The sequence below is a fragment of the Micromonospora sp. NPDC048835 genome (assembly GCF_040649995.1).
Classification (GTDB): Bacteria; Actinomycetota; Actinomycetes; order Mycobacteriales; family Micromonosporaceae; genus Micromonospora.
The window spans coordinates 1-16,706 of the sequence record NZ_JBEZGM010000008.1 but is presented as its reverse complement, the minus strand read 5'-3'; the positions used below and the strand labels follow the sequence as shown (position 1 = coordinate 16,706).

At 71.2% G+C, this 16,706-nt stretch carries 16 protein-coding genes; 4 read left to right on the top strand and 12 right to left on the bottom strand.

Annotated elements, in window-relative coordinates; genetic code table 11:
• Positions 1-5 precede the first annotated feature (5 nt).
• From AB0C15_RS11770 to AB0C15_RS11755, 4 genes are read right to left on the bottom strand one after another with little or no spacing between them, the layout of a single operon-like run.
• Complete coding sequence (locus tag AB0C15_RS11770) at positions 6-647, bottom strand: response regulator transcription factor (RefSeq protein ID WP_357351169.1); 642 nt, start codon at positions 645-647, stop codon at positions 6-8.
• On the bottom strand, positions 644-1,912 hold the full coding sequence (locus AB0C15_RS11765; protein ID WP_357351168.1) for a sensor histidine kinase: 1,269 nt from the start codon (positions 1,910-1,912) through the stop codon (positions 644-646). Before AB0C15_RS11765 ends, AB0C15_RS11770 begins: the two co-directional genes overlap by 4 nt.
• Positions 1,913-1,923: 11 nt before the next feature.
• A complete protein-coding gene (locus AB0C15_RS11760) occupies positions 1,924-2,658 on the bottom strand; it encodes an ABC transporter permease (RefSeq protein ID WP_357351167.1) in 735 nt (244 codons plus the stop codon).
• Positions 2,659-2,670: 12 nt separating this feature from the next.
• Positions 2,671-3,579, bottom strand: coding sequence for an ABC transporter ATP-binding protein (locus AB0C15_RS11755; RefSeq protein WP_357351166.1), 909 nt, complete (start codon positions 3,577-3,579; stop codon positions 2,671-2,673).
• 200 nt (positions 3,580-3,779) lie between these two features.
• On the opposite strand from AB0C15_RS11755, the gene AB0C15_RS11750 reads away from it, so the two are divergent.
• A complete protein-coding gene (locus AB0C15_RS11750; protein ID WP_357351165.1) occupies positions 3,780-4,571 on the top strand; it encodes an EI24 domain-containing protein in 792 nt (263 codons plus the stop codon).
• Positions 4,572-4,713: 142 nt separating this feature from the next.
• On the opposite strand, the gene AB0C15_RS11745 is transcribed toward AB0C15_RS11750, so the two are convergent.
• The 6 genes from AB0C15_RS11745 to AB0C15_RS11720 all read right to left on the bottom strand — a co-directional run bounded on the left by AB0C15_RS11745 (position 4,714) and on the right by AB0C15_RS11720 (position 11,247).
• Positions 4,714-5,721 carry a LacI family DNA-binding transcriptional regulator gene (locus tag AB0C15_RS11745; RefSeq protein ID WP_357351164.1) on the bottom strand — a complete coding sequence of 336 codons (1,008 nt, stop codon included), beginning with the start codon at positions 5,719-5,721 and terminating at the stop codon, positions 4,714-4,716.
• Positions 5,722-5,741: 20 nt separating this feature from the next.
• Positions 5,742-7,121 (bottom strand): GH1 family beta-glucosidase, encoded by a 1,380-nt coding sequence (locus AB0C15_RS11740; RefSeq protein ID WP_357351163.1) that lies wholly within the window; start codon positions 7,119-7,121, stop codon positions 5,742-5,744.
• Complete coding sequence (locus AB0C15_RS11735) at positions 7,118-7,951, bottom strand: carbohydrate ABC transporter permease (RefSeq protein ID WP_357351162.1); 834 nt, start codon at positions 7,949-7,951, stop codon at positions 7,118-7,120. The genes AB0C15_RS11740 and AB0C15_RS11735 overlap by 4 nt, the downstream gene beginning before the upstream one ends.
• Positions 7,948-8,931 (bottom strand): sugar ABC transporter permease, encoded by a 984-nt coding sequence (locus AB0C15_RS11730; protein WP_357351161.1) that lies wholly within the window; start codon positions 8,929-8,931, stop codon positions 7,948-7,950. Before AB0C15_RS11730 ends, AB0C15_RS11735 begins: the two co-directional genes overlap by 4 nt.
• A gap of 70 nt (positions 8,932-9,001) precedes the next feature.
• On the bottom strand, positions 9,002-10,306 hold the full coding sequence (locus AB0C15_RS11725) for an extracellular solute-binding protein (protein WP_357351160.1): 1,305 nt from the start codon (positions 10,304-10,306) through the stop codon (positions 9,002-9,004).
• A gap of 182 nt (positions 10,307-10,488) precedes the next feature.
• Positions 10,489-11,247, bottom strand: a complete 759-nt coding sequence (locus AB0C15_RS11720) for a maleylpyruvate isomerase family mycothiol-dependent enzyme (protein WP_357351159.1) — start codon at positions 11,245-11,247, stop codon at positions 10,489-10,491.
• Positions 11,248-11,316: 69 nt separating this feature from the next.
• On the opposite strand from AB0C15_RS11720, the gene AB0C15_RS11715 reads away from it, so the two are divergent.
• On the top strand, positions 11,317-12,399 hold the full coding sequence (locus AB0C15_RS11715; RefSeq protein WP_357351158.1) for a UDP-N-acetylmuramate dehydrogenase: 1,083 nt from the start codon (positions 11,317-11,319) through the stop codon (positions 12,397-12,399).
• 276 nt (positions 12,400-12,675) lie between these two features.
• Here the strand turns inward: AB0C15_RS11715 and AB0C15_RS11710 are convergent, their stop codons facing one another.
• The gene (locus AB0C15_RS11710; RefSeq protein ID WP_357351157.1) at positions 12,676-13,464 is read right to left on the bottom strand and encodes a class I SAM-dependent methyltransferase; all 789 of its coding nucleotides are present in this window, start codon (positions 13,462-13,464) and stop codon (positions 12,676-12,678) included.
• Between the two features lie 123 nt (positions 13,465-13,587).
• Positions 13,588-14,349, bottom strand: coding sequence for an SDR family oxidoreductase (locus AB0C15_RS11705; RefSeq protein WP_357351156.1), 762 nt, complete (start codon positions 14,347-14,349; stop codon positions 13,588-13,590).
• Positions 14,350-14,554: 205 nt separating this feature from the next.
• Between AB0C15_RS11705 and mshA the strand changes: the two genes are divergently transcribed.
• Positions 14,555-15,919, top strand: a complete 1,365-nt coding sequence (mshA, locus tag AB0C15_RS11700; RefSeq protein WP_357351155.1) for a D-inositol-3-phosphate glycosyltransferase — start codon at positions 14,555-14,557, stop codon at positions 15,917-15,919.
• Positions 15,920-16,122: 203 nt separating this feature from the next.
• Entirely contained in the window at positions 16,123-16,638 is a 516-nt protein-coding gene (locus tag AB0C15_RS11695; RefSeq protein WP_357351154.1) for a YbjN domain-containing protein, read from the top strand.
• Positions 16,639-16,706 lie beyond the last annotated feature (68 nt).

The following is a 16,706-nucleotide window of genomic DNA, read 5'->3' as shown; positions in this document are numbered from 1 at the left end:
GCCGCTCACCGCCCGCCGGGCGTCAGCAACCCCCGGTCGTACGCGGTGGCCACCGCGGCGGCCCGGTCGTTGACCCCGAGCTTGGCGTACAGGTGCAGCAGGTGCGTCTTGACGGTGGCCTCGCTGATGAACAGGCGGGTCGCCGCCTCCCGGTTGGAGGCGCCCCGGGCCACCAGGGTGAGCACCTCCAGCTCCCGTTGACTGAGCGGCTCCTCCGCGGGAGCGCGCAGCCGGCCCATCAGCCGGCCCGCGACGCTCGGCGCGAGCACCGACTCGCCCCGGGCCGCCGCCCGGACCGCCCGGACCAGATCCTCCCGAGGTGTGTCCTTGAGCAGGTAACCGGTCGCACCGGCCTCGATCGCCGGCAGCACGTCCGCGTCCGTGTCGTAGGTGGTGAGCACCAGCACCCGGGCGGTGCTGCCGGCGCGAGCCAACCGGCCGATGGCGGTCACCCCGTCCATGCCGGGCATCCGCAGATCCATCAGCACCACATCGGGCCGCAGGGTAGCGACCAGGGCCAACGCCTCCGAACCGTCCGCCGCCTCGCCGATCACCTCGAAGTCGGGGTCGCCGGTGAACATCCCCCGCAGGCCGTCCCGCACCACCGGGTGGTCGTCGACGATCAGCAGTCGGACCGGGGCGGTCAACCGGCACCTCCGGGTAGCGCGGGAACGGACGCCGAGATGGCGGTGCCGCTGCCCGGCTCGGACTCGACGGCCAACTCGCCACCGACCCTCGTCACCCGTTGCCGCATGGCGGTCAACCCGTACCCGCCGCCCGGCTCACGGGGCAGCGGCTGCTCGGTGAGGTCGAAACCCGCCCCGTCGTCACGAACGTCGAGCGTCACCACGTCCGCCATGTACGACAGGGTCAGCCCGACCCGCGACGCGGCGGCGTGCCGGGCCACGTTGGACAGCGCCTCCTGGGCGGCCCGCAGCAGGGTCACTTCGATCTCGGGGTGCAGCGGGCGGGGAGTGCCGGTGGTGGCCACGTCGGCCCGTATCCCGTTCAGCGCCGTCCAGCGCCCGCCCAGATCGACGAGGGCATCCGGTAAGCGGGCCGTCTCCAACGGTTCCGGTCGGACCGCCTGTACCGAACGGCGAGCCTCGGTGAGACTCTCCCGGGCCAGGGCGAGCGCGTTGTCGACGTGCCGGCGCCAGTCGGCGGACCGGTCGCGGGTCTGCTCGGCGGCCTCCAACTGGGTGATGATGCCGGTCAGCCCCTGCGCCAGGGTGTCGTGGATCTCGCGTGCCATCCGTTGCCGTTCGTCGAACACGCCGGCTTCCCGGGCCTGAGTGAGCAGTTGGGCGTGCAGGCCGGCGTTCTCACTTACCGTCGCGGTGAGTTGACGGTTGGTCTCGCCGAGTTCCGTCACCAACCGCTTGCGTTTGGCGTCCTCCTGTTCGGCGATCATCGCGAACCAGCTCACCGAGCCGGCCACCACCAGGTTGAACAGCACCAGCACCAACCAGAGCGGCAGGTGCGACACCACCACCGACAGGCCACCGCCCTGTGAGGTGGCGACGAGGGCGGCCGTGGTGACCACCCCGGCGACCCGCCAGCGCCCGGGCAACACTGGAAAGGCGTGGATGTAGCCGACCCAGGCGAAGAAGCCGTACCACGGGCTCGCGGCGACCAGTGCGGCGGCGAACGTGAGCAGGCCGGCGTAGTAGACCGCCATCGGCGTCCGCCGGCTGTGCCAGCCGGGGTGCAGGGTGACGAACCAGGCGACCCAGCATCCGGCGGCCACGGCGACAGCAAGCGTGGGCAGTGCCGCGAGATGTTCGGGTGCCGGTGCGACGAGGGCCAGCAGGGTGCCCAGGGCCAGCCCGCCGAAGGGGAACACCCGATAGAGGCTGGCCTCGCGCTCTCGCCAACTGGCGAGACGGTCGTGCCCACCGCTGCAGGTCATCGCATCACCGCTCACTCCCAGCGGAACAGTTTCGCCGCGCCGGCGCCGGCCGCCACGGCGATCACCGCCATTATCCCCAGGTTCAGCGGCTGCGGTGGGGTGCCGGTCCAGGCGTCGAGGAGCGCCTGCACCCCGGGCGGCGTGTAGTCGCCGATCCGCGCCACAAAGTCCGGGAGCAGGAACCGGGGTAGGTAGACCCCGCCGAAGAACATGGTGACCAGGAACAGCGGCACGGCCAGGGCCTGTGCCGCCTTCGTCGTGCGGGCGACGGCGGCGACCAGCAGGCCGAGCGCCAGCAGGGCGGCAGCGCCGAGGATGAACGCGAGCGTGAAGCCGAGCGGGTGCCGGGGGAGCGGCACCCCGAACGCGAGCCGGGCGACGACGATGAGCAGCAGCGCGCTGGCCAGGATTCCGGCCAGGGCCAACACCAGTTGGGCGGCGAGCAGAGCCCCCGGGTGCGCCGGAGTGGTCGCCAGCCGCCGCAGCACGCCGCGTTCCCGGTAGGTGGCCAGCACTGCGGGCAGGATGTTCACCCCGACCATGGCGAGGGTGACCACCAGCAGCGACGGGGCGAAGTAGCTGACGAAGGTCTGCCCGCCGAAGGTCGGATCCGGCTTGCGCAGCGAGGGGATCAGCCCGAGCACCACCAGGATCAGCGTGGGCAGTCCGATCGTGGTGAGAAGCGTCGGCAGGTCCCGCAGGTAGAGCCGCGCCTCGGTGCGCAGGATGTTGCGGAAGGCGTGCATGCTGGCTCCCTCTCAGTTGGCGGGCCGGTGCCCGGTCAGCTCGACGAAGGCGTCGTCGAGGGTGGACTGCTCCAGTCGCAGGTCCGCGGCGACGATCTGGTGGCGGGCGAGCACCGAGGTGACGGCGTGCAGCAACTCGCCGGTGCCGGTCACCACCACCTGGGTGCCGGTCCGCTGCACGGCGGACACCTCGGGCAGGTCGGTGAGGAGTCGGTCGTCGACCGGAGCCGAGGGCCGGAATCGGATCCGTTGCTCCGGAGCCACCGCCGACACCAGGCCCGCCGGGCTGTCCAGGGCGACCACCCGACCGCGGTCGATCACCGCGACCCGGTCGCAGAGCCGCTCGGCCTCCTCCATGAAGTGGGTGACCAGCACGATCGTCACCCCGCTGTCCCGGACCTGTTCGATAAGGCCCCAGGTGTCCCGGCGAGCCTGCGGGTCCAGCCCGGTGGTCAGCTCGTCGAGGATGGCGATCTCCGGGTTGCCGACCAGGGCCAGCGCGATGGAGAGACGCTGCTTCTGACCACCGGAGAGCTTCTTGTACGCGGCGTTCCGCTTGTCGCCGAGACCCAGCCTGTCGATCAACTCGGCCGGGTCGGCGGGGTTGCGGTAGAACGAGGCGTACAACTCCAGCGCCTCCGCCACCCGGAGCCGGTCCGGCAATTGGCTCTCCTGGAGCTGCACCCCGACCCGCTGGCGTAGCTGGGCCGCGTCCCGGCGGGGGTCGAGCCCGAGGACCGACACCCCGCCCCCGTCGGGGACGCGCAGCCCGGCGACACACTCTACGGTGGTGGTCTTGCCGGCGCCGTTCGGACCGAGGACGCCGAAGATCTCCCCGGCCTCCACGGCGAGCGACACGTCGTCGACCGCCACCAGGTCGCCGTACCGTTTCCTCAGGTGGGTCACCTCGATGACCGGCATCGTGCCGCCTTCCGCCGCCGCTGACGTCGTACCCCTCAAGGGTTGTCGGGGTGGCCCGGCGGCGAATCGACCGGTCGGCGACGGGTCCCGGTGTCCCCGGTGGATCGCTGCCGTCCGTCAACCGGTTGATGTGTACGCGGTGGTTCGCTGCTAGCGCTCTGCGCAGCGGAATCGATCACGGCTGGTTAGGCTGCTCGATCGTGGATGCCAGCAGAATCGCCAGCCCGGTGACCGGGGTCGTCGGACGTTTCCTCGCCGGGGCGGGCCTGCTCCTGCGAGGGCTGGGCCTCTACGTACGGAGCCCGGGCCTGATGCTGCTCGGCATCGTGCCGGCGCTGATCTCCGGCGTGCTCTTCCTGGCCGCGTTCGCCACCCTCGTGTACTTCGTGGACGATCTCGCCGCGCTGGTCACCCCGTTCGCCGACGACTGGTCGAAGACCGGCCGCAGCCTGGTCCGGGTGATCGCCGGGCTGGCCTTCCTGGGGCTCGGCGGCCTGCTTGGCGTGCTCACCTTCACCGCTGTCACCCTGGTCATCGGCGACCCGTTCTACGAGAAGATCTCCGAGCAGGTGGAGCAGCGGTACGGCGGCACGCCGGGTGCCGTGGACGTGCCCTTCTGGTCGTCGCTGCGCCGCAGCGCCGCCGACTCGATACGTCTGGTGGCGCTCACCGCGCTCGTCGGTATCCCGCTCTTCCTCGCCGGTTTCATCCCGGTGGTCGGGCAGACGGTCGTCCCGGTGATCGGGGCGGCCGTGGGCGGCTGGTTCCTCGCCGTGGAGCTGGTCGGCGCGCCGTTCTACCGGCGCGGCATGCGGCTGCCACAACGCCGGACGATCCTGAAGGCCGATCGACCCACCGCGCTCGGCTTCGGCGTGGCCGTCTTCCTCTGCTTCCTGATCCCGCTCGGCGCTGTGCTGATCATGCCGGCGGCGGTCGCCGGTGCCACCCTGCTGGCCCGCCGCTCGCTCGGCCAGTCGATCGAGGAGAGCTGACCCCGGTCAAGGCCCCCACCCACGCCGATCTTGCAGTTTCGGATGTCGACATGAGACTCGATGTCCCTTGTGTCGGCACAGAAAGTGCAAGATCGGCGCCAGCCAGGCCAGGCCAGGCCAGGTCGGGTCAGGTTGGGTCGGGTCAGGCCGAGGCGCGGCGGATCAACTCGGTGGGGAGCATGACCGCCTGTTCGATGGTCTCGCCGGCGGCCAGCCGGAGCAGTTGGCGGGTCATCCGGCGGCCGAGTTCCACGATGGGCTGCCGGACGGTGGTCAGTGGTGGTTCGGTGTAGGCGGCGGTCTCGATGTCGTCGAAGCCGACCACCGCCACGTCCTCCGGCACCCGGCGGCCGGCCTCGCGCAGCGTCCGCAGGGCGGCGTGCGCCATCAGGTCGGAGGCGGCGAAGACGCCGTCGAGGTCGGGATGCTCGGCGAGCAGGTGGCGCATCGCGGCCGACCCGGACTCCCGGGTGAAGTCACCGATGGCGACCAGCTCGGGCAGCCCCGCGTCGGCGATCGTGCTGCGGTAGCCGCTGAGCCGTTCGATTCCGGCGACCATGTCCTGTGGGCCGGCGATGGTCGCGATCCGTCGACGACCGCTGTCGATCATGTGTCGGACGGCCGCGGTGACTCCTGCCACGTGGTCGACGTCGACGTACGGGACGGGCACGTCGCCGAGCGGTCGACCGCTGACCACCACCGGGATGCCGAGCCGGGCCAGGGTGCCGGGCAGCGGGTCGGCGCCGTGCAGCGACGCGAAGAGAACGCCGTCGACGTGCCGGCCGGTGGTGTACCGCTCGACCCGTTGGTGCCCGGCCGGCGAGCCGGCGAGCATCAGCACCAGTTGCTTGTCGGCCGCCTCCAACTCCTGGCTGACGCCCCGGATGATGCCGGGGAAGACCTGGTCGTCGGAGAAGACCCGGGTGGCCGCCTCGGGCATGACCAGGGCGATCGAGTCGGTGCGTTGGGTGACCAGGCTGCGGGCGGCGAGGTTGGGGACGTACCCCAACTCGGCGACCGCCCGGGTGACCGCCTCGCGGATCGGTTCGGCGACCGTGGTGGAGCCGTTGACCACCCGGGACACGGTGGCGCGGGACACCCCGGCCCGCGCTGCCACCGCTTCGAGCGTCGGCCGCTGAGCCGTCGTCATCGCGCCTTTCCCCCCGCTCGTCACAGCCCGTTCCGGGAGATCACCTCCTGGTACCACCGGGCGCTGGCCTTCGGTGTGCGCCGCTGGGTCAGGTAGTCGACGTGCACGATCCCGAACCGCTTGCGGTAACCCTCCGCCCACTCGAAGTTGTCCAGGAATGACCATACGAGATAACCGCGCAGGTCCACGCCCCGGGAGATCGCCTCGTGCGCCGCACGGAGGTGCCCGTCGAGGTAGGCGATGCGATCGGCGTCGATCACCTGGGCCGAACCGTCGGGCGAGTCGACGCCCGGCTTGTCGGGGAACGCCGCACCGTTCTCGGTGATCAGCAGCGGCACCCCGGGGTAGTCGGTGGCGATCCGTTCCAGCAGCCGGGTCAGCCCGGCCGGCTCGATCATCCAGCCCATGTCGGTGAGCGGGCCGGTGGGCGGCAGGAAGTGCACCGTGCCCTCGGTGCCCGGGTAGGCGGCGTTGCCCGCGGCGTCGGGTCGACCCGCTACGTAGCCGGGTGCGTAGTAGTTGATGCCGAGCAGATCGATCGGGGCGGCGATCAGTTTCTCGTCGCCGTCGCGGATGAACGTGGGCTCGACGATCCGGGCCACGTGCTCCCGGACGTCGTCCGGGTAGCCGCCGGCCAGCAGCGGGTCGAGGAAGATCCGGTTGTGCAGGCCGTCGACGAGCCGTACCGCGGCGGCGTCGACGGCGCTCTCCGGGTCGGCCGGCCGTACGTCGGCCGGGTTGAGGGTGATGCCGACGCTGCGCGCGCCGGCGGCCCGCAGCGCCCGCGCGGCCAGGCCGTGCCCCAACAACAGATGGTGTACGGCGGTGAAGGCCGCTGCCGGACTCTGCTCGCCCGGGGCGTGCACGCCGTTGGCGTAACCGAGGTAGGCCGAGCACCAGGGTTCGTTGAGGGTGGTCCACGTGTCGACCCGGTCGCCGAGGCGGGCGTACACGGCGGTGGCGTAGGTGGCGAAGTGCTCGGCGCTGTCCCGGTTGGTCCAGCCGCCCCGGTCGCCGAGGGCCTGCGGCAGGTCCCAGTGGTAGAGGGTCACGATCGGGTCGATGCCCCGATCGAGCAGCGTGTCGGTGAGTCGGTCGTAGAAGTCCAGCCCGCGCGGGTTGGCGGGGCCGGTGCCGTCGGGTTGGATTCGTGGCCAGGAGACCGAGAAACGGTACGCCCGTAGGCCCAGGTCGGCCATCAACGCCACGTCGTCGGCGTACCGGTGGTAGTGGTCGCAGGCGACGTCGCCGGTGTGACCCTGGTACACCTTGCCCGGCGTACGGCTGAAGGTGTCCCAGATGGACGGACCGCGACCGTCGTCGTGGGCCGCGCCCTCGATCTGGTACGCGGCGGTGGCCGCCCCCCAGAGGAAGCCGTCGGGGAAGTTGAGTTCACTCACGCCTTGACCGCACCTTCCATGATTCCGCCGATGATCTGTCGGCCGAACAACACGAAGACCAGCAGCAGGGGCAGCGTCGCGATGGCCGTTCCGGTGAACACCTGCGACATGTCCTGGTAGTACCCGTCCGACAGCGCGCGTAGGGACAGTTGCACTGTTGGATTCGCCGGATCGTTCAGCACAGCGTACGGCCACAGGAAGTCGTTCCAGGTGGTCATGAAGGTCAGCAGACCGAGGACGGCGGAGGCGGGGCGCAGGGCGGGCAGCACGACGTGCCACCAGATCCGGGCACTGCCGCAGCCGTCCACCCGGGCGGCCTCGATCAGTTCGTCGCTGATGGCCTGGCCGGCGTACTGCCGCATCATGAACACCCCGAACCCGGTGACCAGCACCGGGACGATCACCGCGGGTAGCCGGTCGTTCCAGTGCAGCTTGGTCATGAGCAGGTAGAGCGGGATCACGCCGAGTTGCGTCGGCACCATCATGGTCGCGATGATCACCATCAGCAGCGCGTTTCGGCCCCGGAACCTGAGCTTGGCGAAGGCGAACCCGGCCAGGCTGGCGAAGAAGACCACGGAGACGGTCACCGTGGTCGCGACGATCGCTGAGTTGATCAGGCCGGTCAGGAAGTACGCGTCGGTGTTGTCGAACAGGCGGGCGATGTTCGCGCCCAGGTTGCCCCCGGGGGTGACCGGGGGTGGCAGTTGGCCCATCGCGTCGTTGGTGCGGCTGGCGACGACGAACATCCACCAGATCGGGAAGATCGACAGGCCGGCGGCGAACACCAGGGCCAGGTAGGTGAGCGGGCTGGCCCGCCAGAGCCGGCTCATCGGCTGGTTCCCTTCCGCGGGCGGTTCCCGCTGCCGAGTCGGCGCAGGATCAGCACGTTCACCGCCGCGACGATCGCGATGAGTGCGAACAGCAGCCAGGCCACCGCCGAGCCGTACCCGAAGTTGTAGTGCGGGGCGAACGCGTTCTCGAACATGTACATGGTCAGCGTCTGTGACTCGCGCAGCGGCCCACCGCGGATCGGGTTGGTACCGGAGTGGAACAGCCGGGGCTCGGTGAAGAGCTGCAGGCCGCCGATGGTGGCGATGATGGCGCAGAAGATGATCGTCGGTTTGAGCAGCGGCACGGTGATCGACCAGAACTGTCGGGCCCGGTTGGCGCCGTCGATCGCCGCCGCCTCGTACAGGTCGCGGGGGATGGCCTGCATCGCGGCCAGGAGGATCAACGCGTTGTAGCCGGTCCACCGCCAGTCGACCATGGCGGAGATGGCCACCCAGGACGCCAGCCGGTTGGACTTCCACTCGATCGCGTCCATGCCGACCAGGTCGAGCAGCCAATTGATCATGCCGAACTCGCGGCCGAAGAGCACCCCGAACACGATCGCCACGGCGGCCGTGGAGGTGACGTTCGGGACGAGCACCGCCATCCGCCAACCGATGCGGGCGCGCAGCCCTCGGTTCAGCAGGTTGGCCAGCCAGAGCGCGGCGAGCAACTGCGGCACCGTGGAGATCACGAAGATGCCCAACGTGTTGACGAGCGCGTGCCAGAAGTCGACGTCGGCGAGCAGCCGGGTGTAGTTCTCCGCGCCGACGAACGGGTGGTCGGAGCCGAGCAGGTCCCAGTCGTGCAGCGACACCCAGAAGGTGTACGCCAGCGGGTACGCCCCGAAGATGCCGAAGATCAGGAAGAACGGGGCGATGTAGAGGTACGGGGAGAGCCGGGCGTCGAGCCGGCTGAACCGACCTGACGAGCGTGGGGGTGCCGGTGCGACCGGCGGGCGGGCGTCGAGCTGGACGGTCATGCCCGAGAACTCCTTTCCGTCGCGCGGGCGGGACTCCGGTGCTCGGAGCCCGCCCGCGCGCTCGCTCGGGCTACTTGGCGGCGGCCTTCTTCGCGTTCGTCACCGCGTCGGTCCAGCCCTGCGCGGGGCTGCGCTGACCCAGCTCCACGGTCCGTACGGCGTTCTCCACCTCGGTCCGTACGGCCTGGTTCTTCGGGCCCATGTAGACCGGCTTGAGGCTCTTCGCGCCGGTGCCGAAGATGGCGCCGACAGGTGCCCCCGAGAAGTACGCGTTCGTCGCGCCGGTGATCGCCGGGTCGTCGAGCGCCTGCGGCGAGGAGGGCAGCGGACCCTTGGCCTTGAACGCCCCGATCTGCCCCTTGGCGCTGGTCAGGAACTTGGCCAGCTCGATCGCCTCGGCCTGGTGCTTGCTCTGCTTCGGCACGGCGAGGTGCGATCCACCCCAGTTGCCGCCGTTGCCGGGGACCCGGGCGATGTCCCACCTGCCCTGGGCGCCGGTGCCGGCGTTGGCCTCGATGACACCTGTCATCCAGGCGGGGCAGGCGATGGTGGCGAACTTCGACTGCTTGAAGGCGGAGACCCACTCCTCCGACCAGGAGCCGTACTTTCCGGAGAGGCCGGAGTCGACGATGTCCATCGTGGTGTCCCACGCCTGACGTACCGACGGGTTGCTGTCGACGACCAGGTTGTTGCTGGTGTCGTAGTAGCTGTAGCCGGTCGTGTTGCCGGCGGTCTGGAGCAGGATGGTGTTGAAGGTGTTCGTCGCCGCGTCGAGGAAGGACGCGCCGGTCTTCGCCGCGACGAACTTCTCGCCGGTGGCGATGTAGTCCGACCAGGTCGGCCAGAGCTTGGAGACCGCGTCCCGCTCGGTGGGCAGGCCGGCCTTCTCGAACAGGTCCTTGCGATAGCACATGGCAATGCCGCCGACGTCGGTGCCGAGGCCGATGAGCTGCTTGCCGTCGGCGGTCAGGCCGGCGTTCCACTTCCACTCCAGGAAGTTGCCCTTGAGGTCGGCGGCGCCGTGGTCCAGCAGGTTGACGAAGTTCGCCGGGTTGGCCTTGTACTCGACGAGCAGGCCCTCCTCGATGGCCACCACGTCGCCGGCGCCCCGGCCGGCGGCGAGCCACTGGGTCAACTTCGGCGAGTACTCGTCGAGGTTGGTGCCGGTGCCCCGCTCGACGATCTTCACGCCGGGGTTCGCGGCCATGTACTCCTGGTAGAGCTGCTCGTAGCCGAACTGGCCGAAGACGTCGACGGTCAGCGTGACCGACCCGTCGCCCGGCTCGTCACCGCCGCCGCAGCCAGTGGTGACGAGCAGGGCGGTGGCGGCGGTGAGGGCCACCGCGGCGAGGCGGCGGCGCGGGAGGACAGCCATGGGTTTCGACCTCTCTCAAGGTGGGCGGGTGGTGGCAGATGGTCCAGAGAGCGCTCTCACGACAGGGTGGTGGGTCCTCGACCCGCTGTCAAGAGAGCGCTCTCTCGCTCCTGCGAGTCAGCCCCCGACATAGACGAGGGCGCCACCCCGGATGGGATGACGCCCTCGTTCGTGCGTGTCAGTCAGCCGGTGCGCAGCCCGTTCAACAGGTTGCGGTCGCCGACGACGTCGAGCGTCTCGAAGCTCACCCGGCCCCACAGCGCCAACAGCAGGTCGCTCGCAGTGCCGCTGACCTGGGCGCGCGCGTGGTGATCGTCGTGGTCGAAGATGGTCGCGGTGTCGAGCAGCGCCACCCCCTCGCCACGCAGCCGCAGATACCAGTCCTGGGCGGCGTCGGTCGCGCAGAGCTGCACCACCCCGTGCCAGTCACCCGGCACCTGCCGCCGGCCCGCCGGCAGCCAGGTGTCAAGCACCTCACTCACCCCGTCGGCCGCGAGCTTCGCCTCCACCGGGTCACCGGCCGCGATGGCGAGTTGGGCGTCCCAGCGGTGCACGGCCGTCTCGTGCGCCATCCGACGCGGCCAGAAACCGGCCTTCTTCGGCTGGGGAGCCCAGTTCCACGCCGGTGCCTCCGGGTCGAGCCCGTCGAAGAGAGTCATCAGCCGGTCGTACCCCTGCTGCCAGAGCTGGAGCGCGTTCACCCCCGGGTCGGCCCCGAGCTCCTCCCGGCGCGGCGGCTGAGTGGCCTGGCCGGAACCGACGAACGACGAAACCCAGAGGTAGATGCCGGCCATGTGCAGTGTGAGGTCGTTGACCGTCCAGCCCGGACAGGACAGCACCGGTGTCTCCGGCGGCGCCTCGGCCACCGCTGCCGCGAAAGCCGGAGCCTCCGTCCGGAGCGACCCGATCCAGAAATCCTTGCTGCCGTGCAGTCTGCTCATTGCCATCCTCCCGGGGGTGCCGGGCGACCAGTGGGTGCCACGGCTAGTTGTCAGCCTAAGGTGAAGGGCGTGCCAGACGCCTCCGCCCAGCCGACAACCGACGCCGATCGTGCCATCCCCGGTCCACTCGCCGGCTACACCACCCTGCGAACGGGTGGGCCGGCCGGGCGGATCGTGGCAGCCGGCAGTGCCGACGAGATCGTCCGGGCGGTCCAGGCCGCAGCAGAGCCGGTCCTCGTCCTGGCCGGGGGCAGCAACGTGGTGATCGGCGATGCCGGCTTCCCCGGCACCGTCGTCCTGGTGCGCTCCCGCGGCCTGCGGGTCGTCGCCGAGGACGACGCCTCGATCACCGCGCGGGTCGACGCCGGCGAACCATGGGACGACCTCGTCGCCGCCACGGTAGCCAACGGCTGGGCCGGCCTGGAGTGCCTGTCCGGCATCCCCGGCTCGACCGGCGCCACCCCGATCCAGAACGTCGGAGCGTACGGCCAGGAGGTCGCCGAGACGATCACCGGCGTCGAGGTGTACGACCGGATCACCGGCACCCGCCAGGTCATCCCCGCAGCCGACTGCGGCTTTGCCTACCGGGGCAGCATCTTCAAGTACGTGGACCGCTGGGTCGTGCTCTCGGTCGACTTCCGGCTCACCAGATCCGCGCTCAGCGGGCCGGTGCGCTACGCCGAGTTGGCCAGGTCGCTCGGTGTCGAGGTGGGCGACCAGGTGCCACTTGCGGACGCCCGCGCGGCGGTGCTGCGATTGCGCGCGGGCAAGGGCATGGTGCTCGACGCCAACGACCCCGACACCCGCTCGGTCGGCTCCTTCTTCACCAACCCGGTGCTCGACCGCGCGACGTACGAACAGCTCCTGGAACGCTCCACCGAGCTGGGCGACCCGCCCGCCTGGCCCGGGGCGGACGGCCTGGTCAAGGTGAGCGCCGCCTGGCTGATCGACAAGGCCGGCTTCACCAAGGGCCACCCCGGCGAGGGCGGGGTGGCGATCTCCGGCAAGCACACCCTGGCCCTGACCAACCGCAGCGGCACCGCCCACACGGCCGACCTGCTCACCCTGGCCCGCACCATCCGTGACCAGGTCCACGCCCGCTTCGGCGTAACCCTGCACCCCGAACCAGTCCTCATCAACTGCACCCTCTAACCCACCCCGGGTCCCTCCCCGAGCGCCCCACCCTGCCCGCCCGCCTGCCCGCCCCACCCCACCCGTGCCCACTCCACCCGTGCCCACCCCACCCGTGCCCACCCCAGCCCTCCCCGCCCCGAGGCCAGCGGGCCCCTGCGACCGCGTCGATCATGGAGTTGTGGTGCCGGACGTTAGCCCCTCTCGGGCTTAAATCGCCCACCACAAGTCCATGATCGGCGGGGCGGGGCGGGGCAGGGCTGGGCTGGGCGGGGCGGGGCGGGGCGGGGTGGGTCGCTAGGGGAGGGGCCAGGGGAGGGTTAGTTCGCCGTGGCGCCAGCGGGTGGGGTTGTCGAGGATGGGCCAGCCTGATTCGCGGAGACGGCTCACCGTTCGCAGCCACCGTTGGCGCGGACCGAAGGTGGCGTACGGGGCGGCGGCCTGCCAGGCTTCCTCCAGGGCGCGGAGCAGGGCGTGCACCGGCTCACCGGGGACGTTTCGGTGGATCAGCGCCTTGGGTAGCCGCTCGGCCAGCTCGGCGGGGCTGCCCAGGGTGGTGAGCTTCGCGGCCAGGGTCAGCGTCCGGGGCCCTTCGGCGTCGATCAGCAGCCAACTCGCGAGCCGCCCCAACTCGTCACAGGTGCCCTCGACGAGCACCCCACCGGGGGCGAGTGCGGCGCTCATCATCTGCCAGGCTTCGGCCACTTCGCTCTCGTCGTACTGTCGCAGCACGTTGAACGCGCGGACCAGCACCGGCCGGAGCCCGGCCAACTCGAAGCCACCTCGGGCGAACGTCAGCCCAGGTGGGTCGGCGGCCGGCGCCGCAGCCGCCACCCGGGCCGCGTCGATCTCCAGCCCCACCAGCCGTACGTCCGGACGGACCCCGGCCGCCAGCCGAGCGCGCAACTCCACCGCGGTCACCGGGGTGGCGCCGTAGCCGAGGTCGACCACCAGGGGGTCGTCCGCCGCCAACAGCCGGTCGGCGCAGGTGGCGACGATCCAGTTGTCCACCCGACGGAGCCGGTTCGGGTTCGTCGTGCCACGGGTGACCACGCCGAACGGCCGGCGCCGCGCCGCAGGGCTCATGTCGACCTCGGGACCGATCTCCGTTCGGGACTGCGGGGCTCGCAGACCCGGCTCACTCCTCGCGCCTCACTGGCCAATCTCCGTTCGCGACTGCGGGGGTTGGAGAACCCGGCTCACTCCTCGTTAGACCCGGTGCACCTTGTGCTGGGCGGCCTGTGCCCGTGGCCGAACGACCAGCCGGTCGATGTTCACGTGCTCCGGGCGGGTGGCGCACCAGGCGATGCAGTCGGCGACGTCCTCGGCGACAAGTGGTCCCGGCACTCCGGCGTAGACGGCCGCCGCCCGTTCCGCGTCGCCCTCGAAGCGGACCAGCCCGAACTCGTCGGTCTTCACCATGCCTGGGTCGATCTCGATCACCCGCAGTGGCCGGCCGCACAACTCGAGGCGGAGCGTGCCGGCGATGGCGGTCTGTGCGTGCTTCGCGGCGGTGTAGCCGCCCCCGCCCTCGTAGACGGTCAGACCGGCGGTCGAGGAGACCACCACGATGGTGCCGGCACCGGAGGCCTCCAGCGCCGGCAGCAGCGCCTGGGTGACGCGCAGGGTGCCGAGCACGTTCACGTCGTACATCCACTGCCAGTCGGCGACCGACCCGGACTCCACCGGGTCCAGCCCACGTGCCCCGCCGGCGTTGTTGACCAGGAGGGTGACCGGCCCGGGTGCCTGGGCGGCGGCCTCGGCCAGCCGGGCCACCGACTCGTCCGAGGTGACGTCGCAGGTCACCGCGGTGGCCCCTCCGCCGGCGGCGGTGATCTCGCCGACCAGGTCGGCGAGCCGTTCGGCGCGGCGGGCGGCGGCGAGCACGTGGAAACCCTCGGCGGCGAGCCGGCGGGCGGTGGCCGCACCGATCCCGCTGGAGGCTCCGGTGACGATGGCGACTGAGGTCATTCCGACATTGTCACCCCGACCGTGGGAGCCGTCCCGACCGGGCGTACGGGGGCCATCGACGGGTGTCCGGTCATGAGGTCCGTCACCCCGGGGGGCCGCGCCGGGGAATTTCCGAAGCCCGATGGGGAAGATGACATCCGGCGTACAGGTTGACCGAGAAGCGCCGGTCGTGCGAGACGGCATCAACCGTGACGAAGGAGCGGATGTGGCGGAAATGCACACCGGTGTCGGGCGTCAGCGAGGTACCCAGCCGTGGCCCCGGCCGCGCCGTATCGCAACCCTGTCGGTGCACACCTCGCCCCTGCACCAGCCCGGCACGGGTGATGCCGGCGGGATGAACGTCTACATCCTCGAGGTCGCCAGGCGTCTCGCCGAGGCCAACGTGGAGGTGGAGATCTTCACCCGGGCCACCTCCGGTGACCTTCCCCCGGTGGTCGAGATGGCGCCCGGCGTGCAGGTCCGGCACATCACCTCCGGTCCCCTGGAGGGCCTCACGAAGGAAGAGCTGCCCGGTCAGCTCTGCGCCTTCACCGCGGGGGTGCTCCGCGCCGAGGCGTCCCGCCCGCCCGGCCACTACGACCTGATCCACTCCCACTACTGGCTCTCCGGCCAGGTCGGCTGGCTGGCCAAGGAGCGCTGGGGGGTGCCGCTGGTGCACACCGCGCACACCCTCGCCAAGGTCAAGAACGACCAGCTCGCCGCCGGTGACCGGCCGGAGCCCAAGGCCCGGATAATCGGCGAGGAACAGGTCGTCGCCGAGGCGGACCGACTCGTCGCCAACACCAGGGTCGAGGCCAGCGACCTGCTCGGCCGCTACGACGCCGACCCGGCCCGGGTGTCCGTCGTGCAGCCGGGCGTCGACCTGGCCCGGTTCCGGCCTGCGCCGGGCGACCGGGCCGCGGCGGCCCGCCAGGCCCGCCGCCGGCTGGGGCTCCCCGTCGACGGGTACGTGGTTGCCTTCGTCGGTCGGATCCAGCCGCTCAAGGCCCCCGACGTGCTGATCCGCGCGATCGCCGCACTGCGCGAGCGCGACCCGGCGCTGGCCGACCGTGTGACTGTGGTGATCTGCGGTGGGCCCAGCGGCACTGGGCTGGACCGGCCGACCGCCCTGATCGAGTTGGCCGCCAACCTCGGGGTCAGCGACGGGGTGCGGTTCCTCCCACCGCTGACCGGTGACGACCTGCCGGCCCTGTACCGCGCGGCGGATCTGGTCGCGGTGCCGTCGCACAACGAATCGTTCGGGCTGGTCGCCCTGGAAGCGCAGGCCTGCGGCACCCCGGTGCTGGCCGCCGCCGTCGGAGGGCTGGTCACCGCCGTACGGGACCAGGTCAGCGGCGTGCTGATCGACGGTCACGACCCGGTCGACTGGGCCCGCGCGCTGGGCAGCCTGCTGCCGAACCAGGCCCTCCGCTCGGTGTTGGCCCGAGGTGCCGAGCAGCACGCCAGGCAATTCTCCTGGGACCGTACCGTCGCCGGCCTGCTCGGGGTCTACGGCGAGGCGATCGCCGGGCACCGCGCCCGGCTCGCGGCCGACCTGGCCTGCGATCCGGCGCTCTCCTGCTCCTGGTGACCCCGGGCGTTGGTAGTCAGCCGGCGCCCGCCTGCTCTTGGTGACTCCGGGGGCGTCGGTAGTCAGCCGGCGCTCGCCTGCTCCTGGCGACTCCGGGGCGTTGGTAGTCAGCCGGCGCTCTCCTGGGGGCCGGGTGGCCTGGTGGCGCAGTGGCGCGGGTCGCCACCCGGTGCGCGGGCCGGGTCGGTCGTAGAGTGGGTCCGGTGAGCCCGAAGAGCGATCTTGCGACCCTGATCGAGTCGGTCTGCGCCGAGCGGGACCTGGCCTGTGAGTCGACCGGCCCCGGCTCGTACGCGGTGACGCTGCCGGGCACCCACAAGCTCAAGACGGTCTGCAACCTGATCGTCGGCGAGCACGCGCTGCGGGTAGAGGCGTTCGTGATGCGCCAGCCGGACGAACGCCGTGAAGAGCTGTGGGCCTGGCTGTTGCAGCGCAACGCCCGGATGTACGGCGTCTCCTTCTCCACCGACGCGGTCGGCGACGTGTACCTGACCGGTCGGGTCAACCCGGCCGGCGTGGACGCCGACGAGCTGGACCGACTGCTCGGCGCCGTGCTCACGTACGCCGACGAGTCGTTCGACACGATGCTGGAGATCGGCTTCGGCAGCTCGATCCGGCGCGAGTACGAGTGGCGGGTGAAGCGCGGCGAGTCGACCGCCAACCTGGCCGCCTTCGCCCACCTCTTCGAGCCCTCCCCCGCCGCCCCCAACCCAACCTGACCCCACCCCGCACCCCCCGCACCCCCCGCACCCCCGCACCCCCGCACCCCCGCACCCCCCGCTCCGCC

Bases quoted from the DNA above. Each gene is read 5' to 3' on its own strand.
- AB0C15_RS11765 (WP_357351168.1), bottom strand. From the start codon at position 1,912: ATGACCTGCAGCGGTGGGCACGACCGTCTCGCCAGTTGGCGAGAGCGC.
- AB0C15_RS11760 (WP_357351167.1), bottom strand. From the start codon at position 2,658: ATGCACGCCTTCCGCAACATCCTGCGCACCGAGGCGCGGCTCTACCTG.
- AB0C15_RS11755 (WP_357351166.1), bottom strand. From the start codon at position 3,579: ATGCCGGTCATCGAGGTGACCCACCTGAGGAAACGGTACGGCGACCTG.
- AB0C15_RS11745 (WP_357351164.1), bottom strand. From the start codon at position 5,721: ATGACGACGGCTCAGCGGCCGACGCTCGAAGCGGTGGCAGCGCGGGCC.
- AB0C15_RS11735 (WP_357351162.1), bottom strand. From the start codon at position 7,951: ATGAGCCGGCTCTGGCGGGCCAGCCCGCTCACCTACCTGGCCCTGGTG.
- AB0C15_RS11730 (WP_357351161.1), bottom strand. From the start codon at position 8,931: ATGACCGTCCAGCTCGACGCCCGCCCGCCGGTCGCACCGGCACCCCCA.
- AB0C15_RS11725 (WP_357351160.1), bottom strand. From the start codon at position 10,306: ATGGCTGTCCTCCCGCGCCGCCGCCTCGCCGCGGTGGCCCTCACCGCC.
- AB0C15_RS11720 (WP_357351159.1), bottom strand. From the start codon at position 11,247: ATGAGCAGACTGCACGGCAGCAAGGATTTCTGGATCGGGTCGCTCCGG.
- AB0C15_RS11710 (WP_357351157.1), bottom strand. From the start codon at position 13,464: ATGAGCCCTGCGGCGCGGCGCCGGCCGTTCGGCGTGGTCACCCGTGGC.
- AB0C15_RS11705 (WP_357351156.1), bottom strand. From the start codon at position 14,349: ATGACCTCAGTCGCCATCGTCACCGGAGCCTCCAGCGGGATCGGTGCG.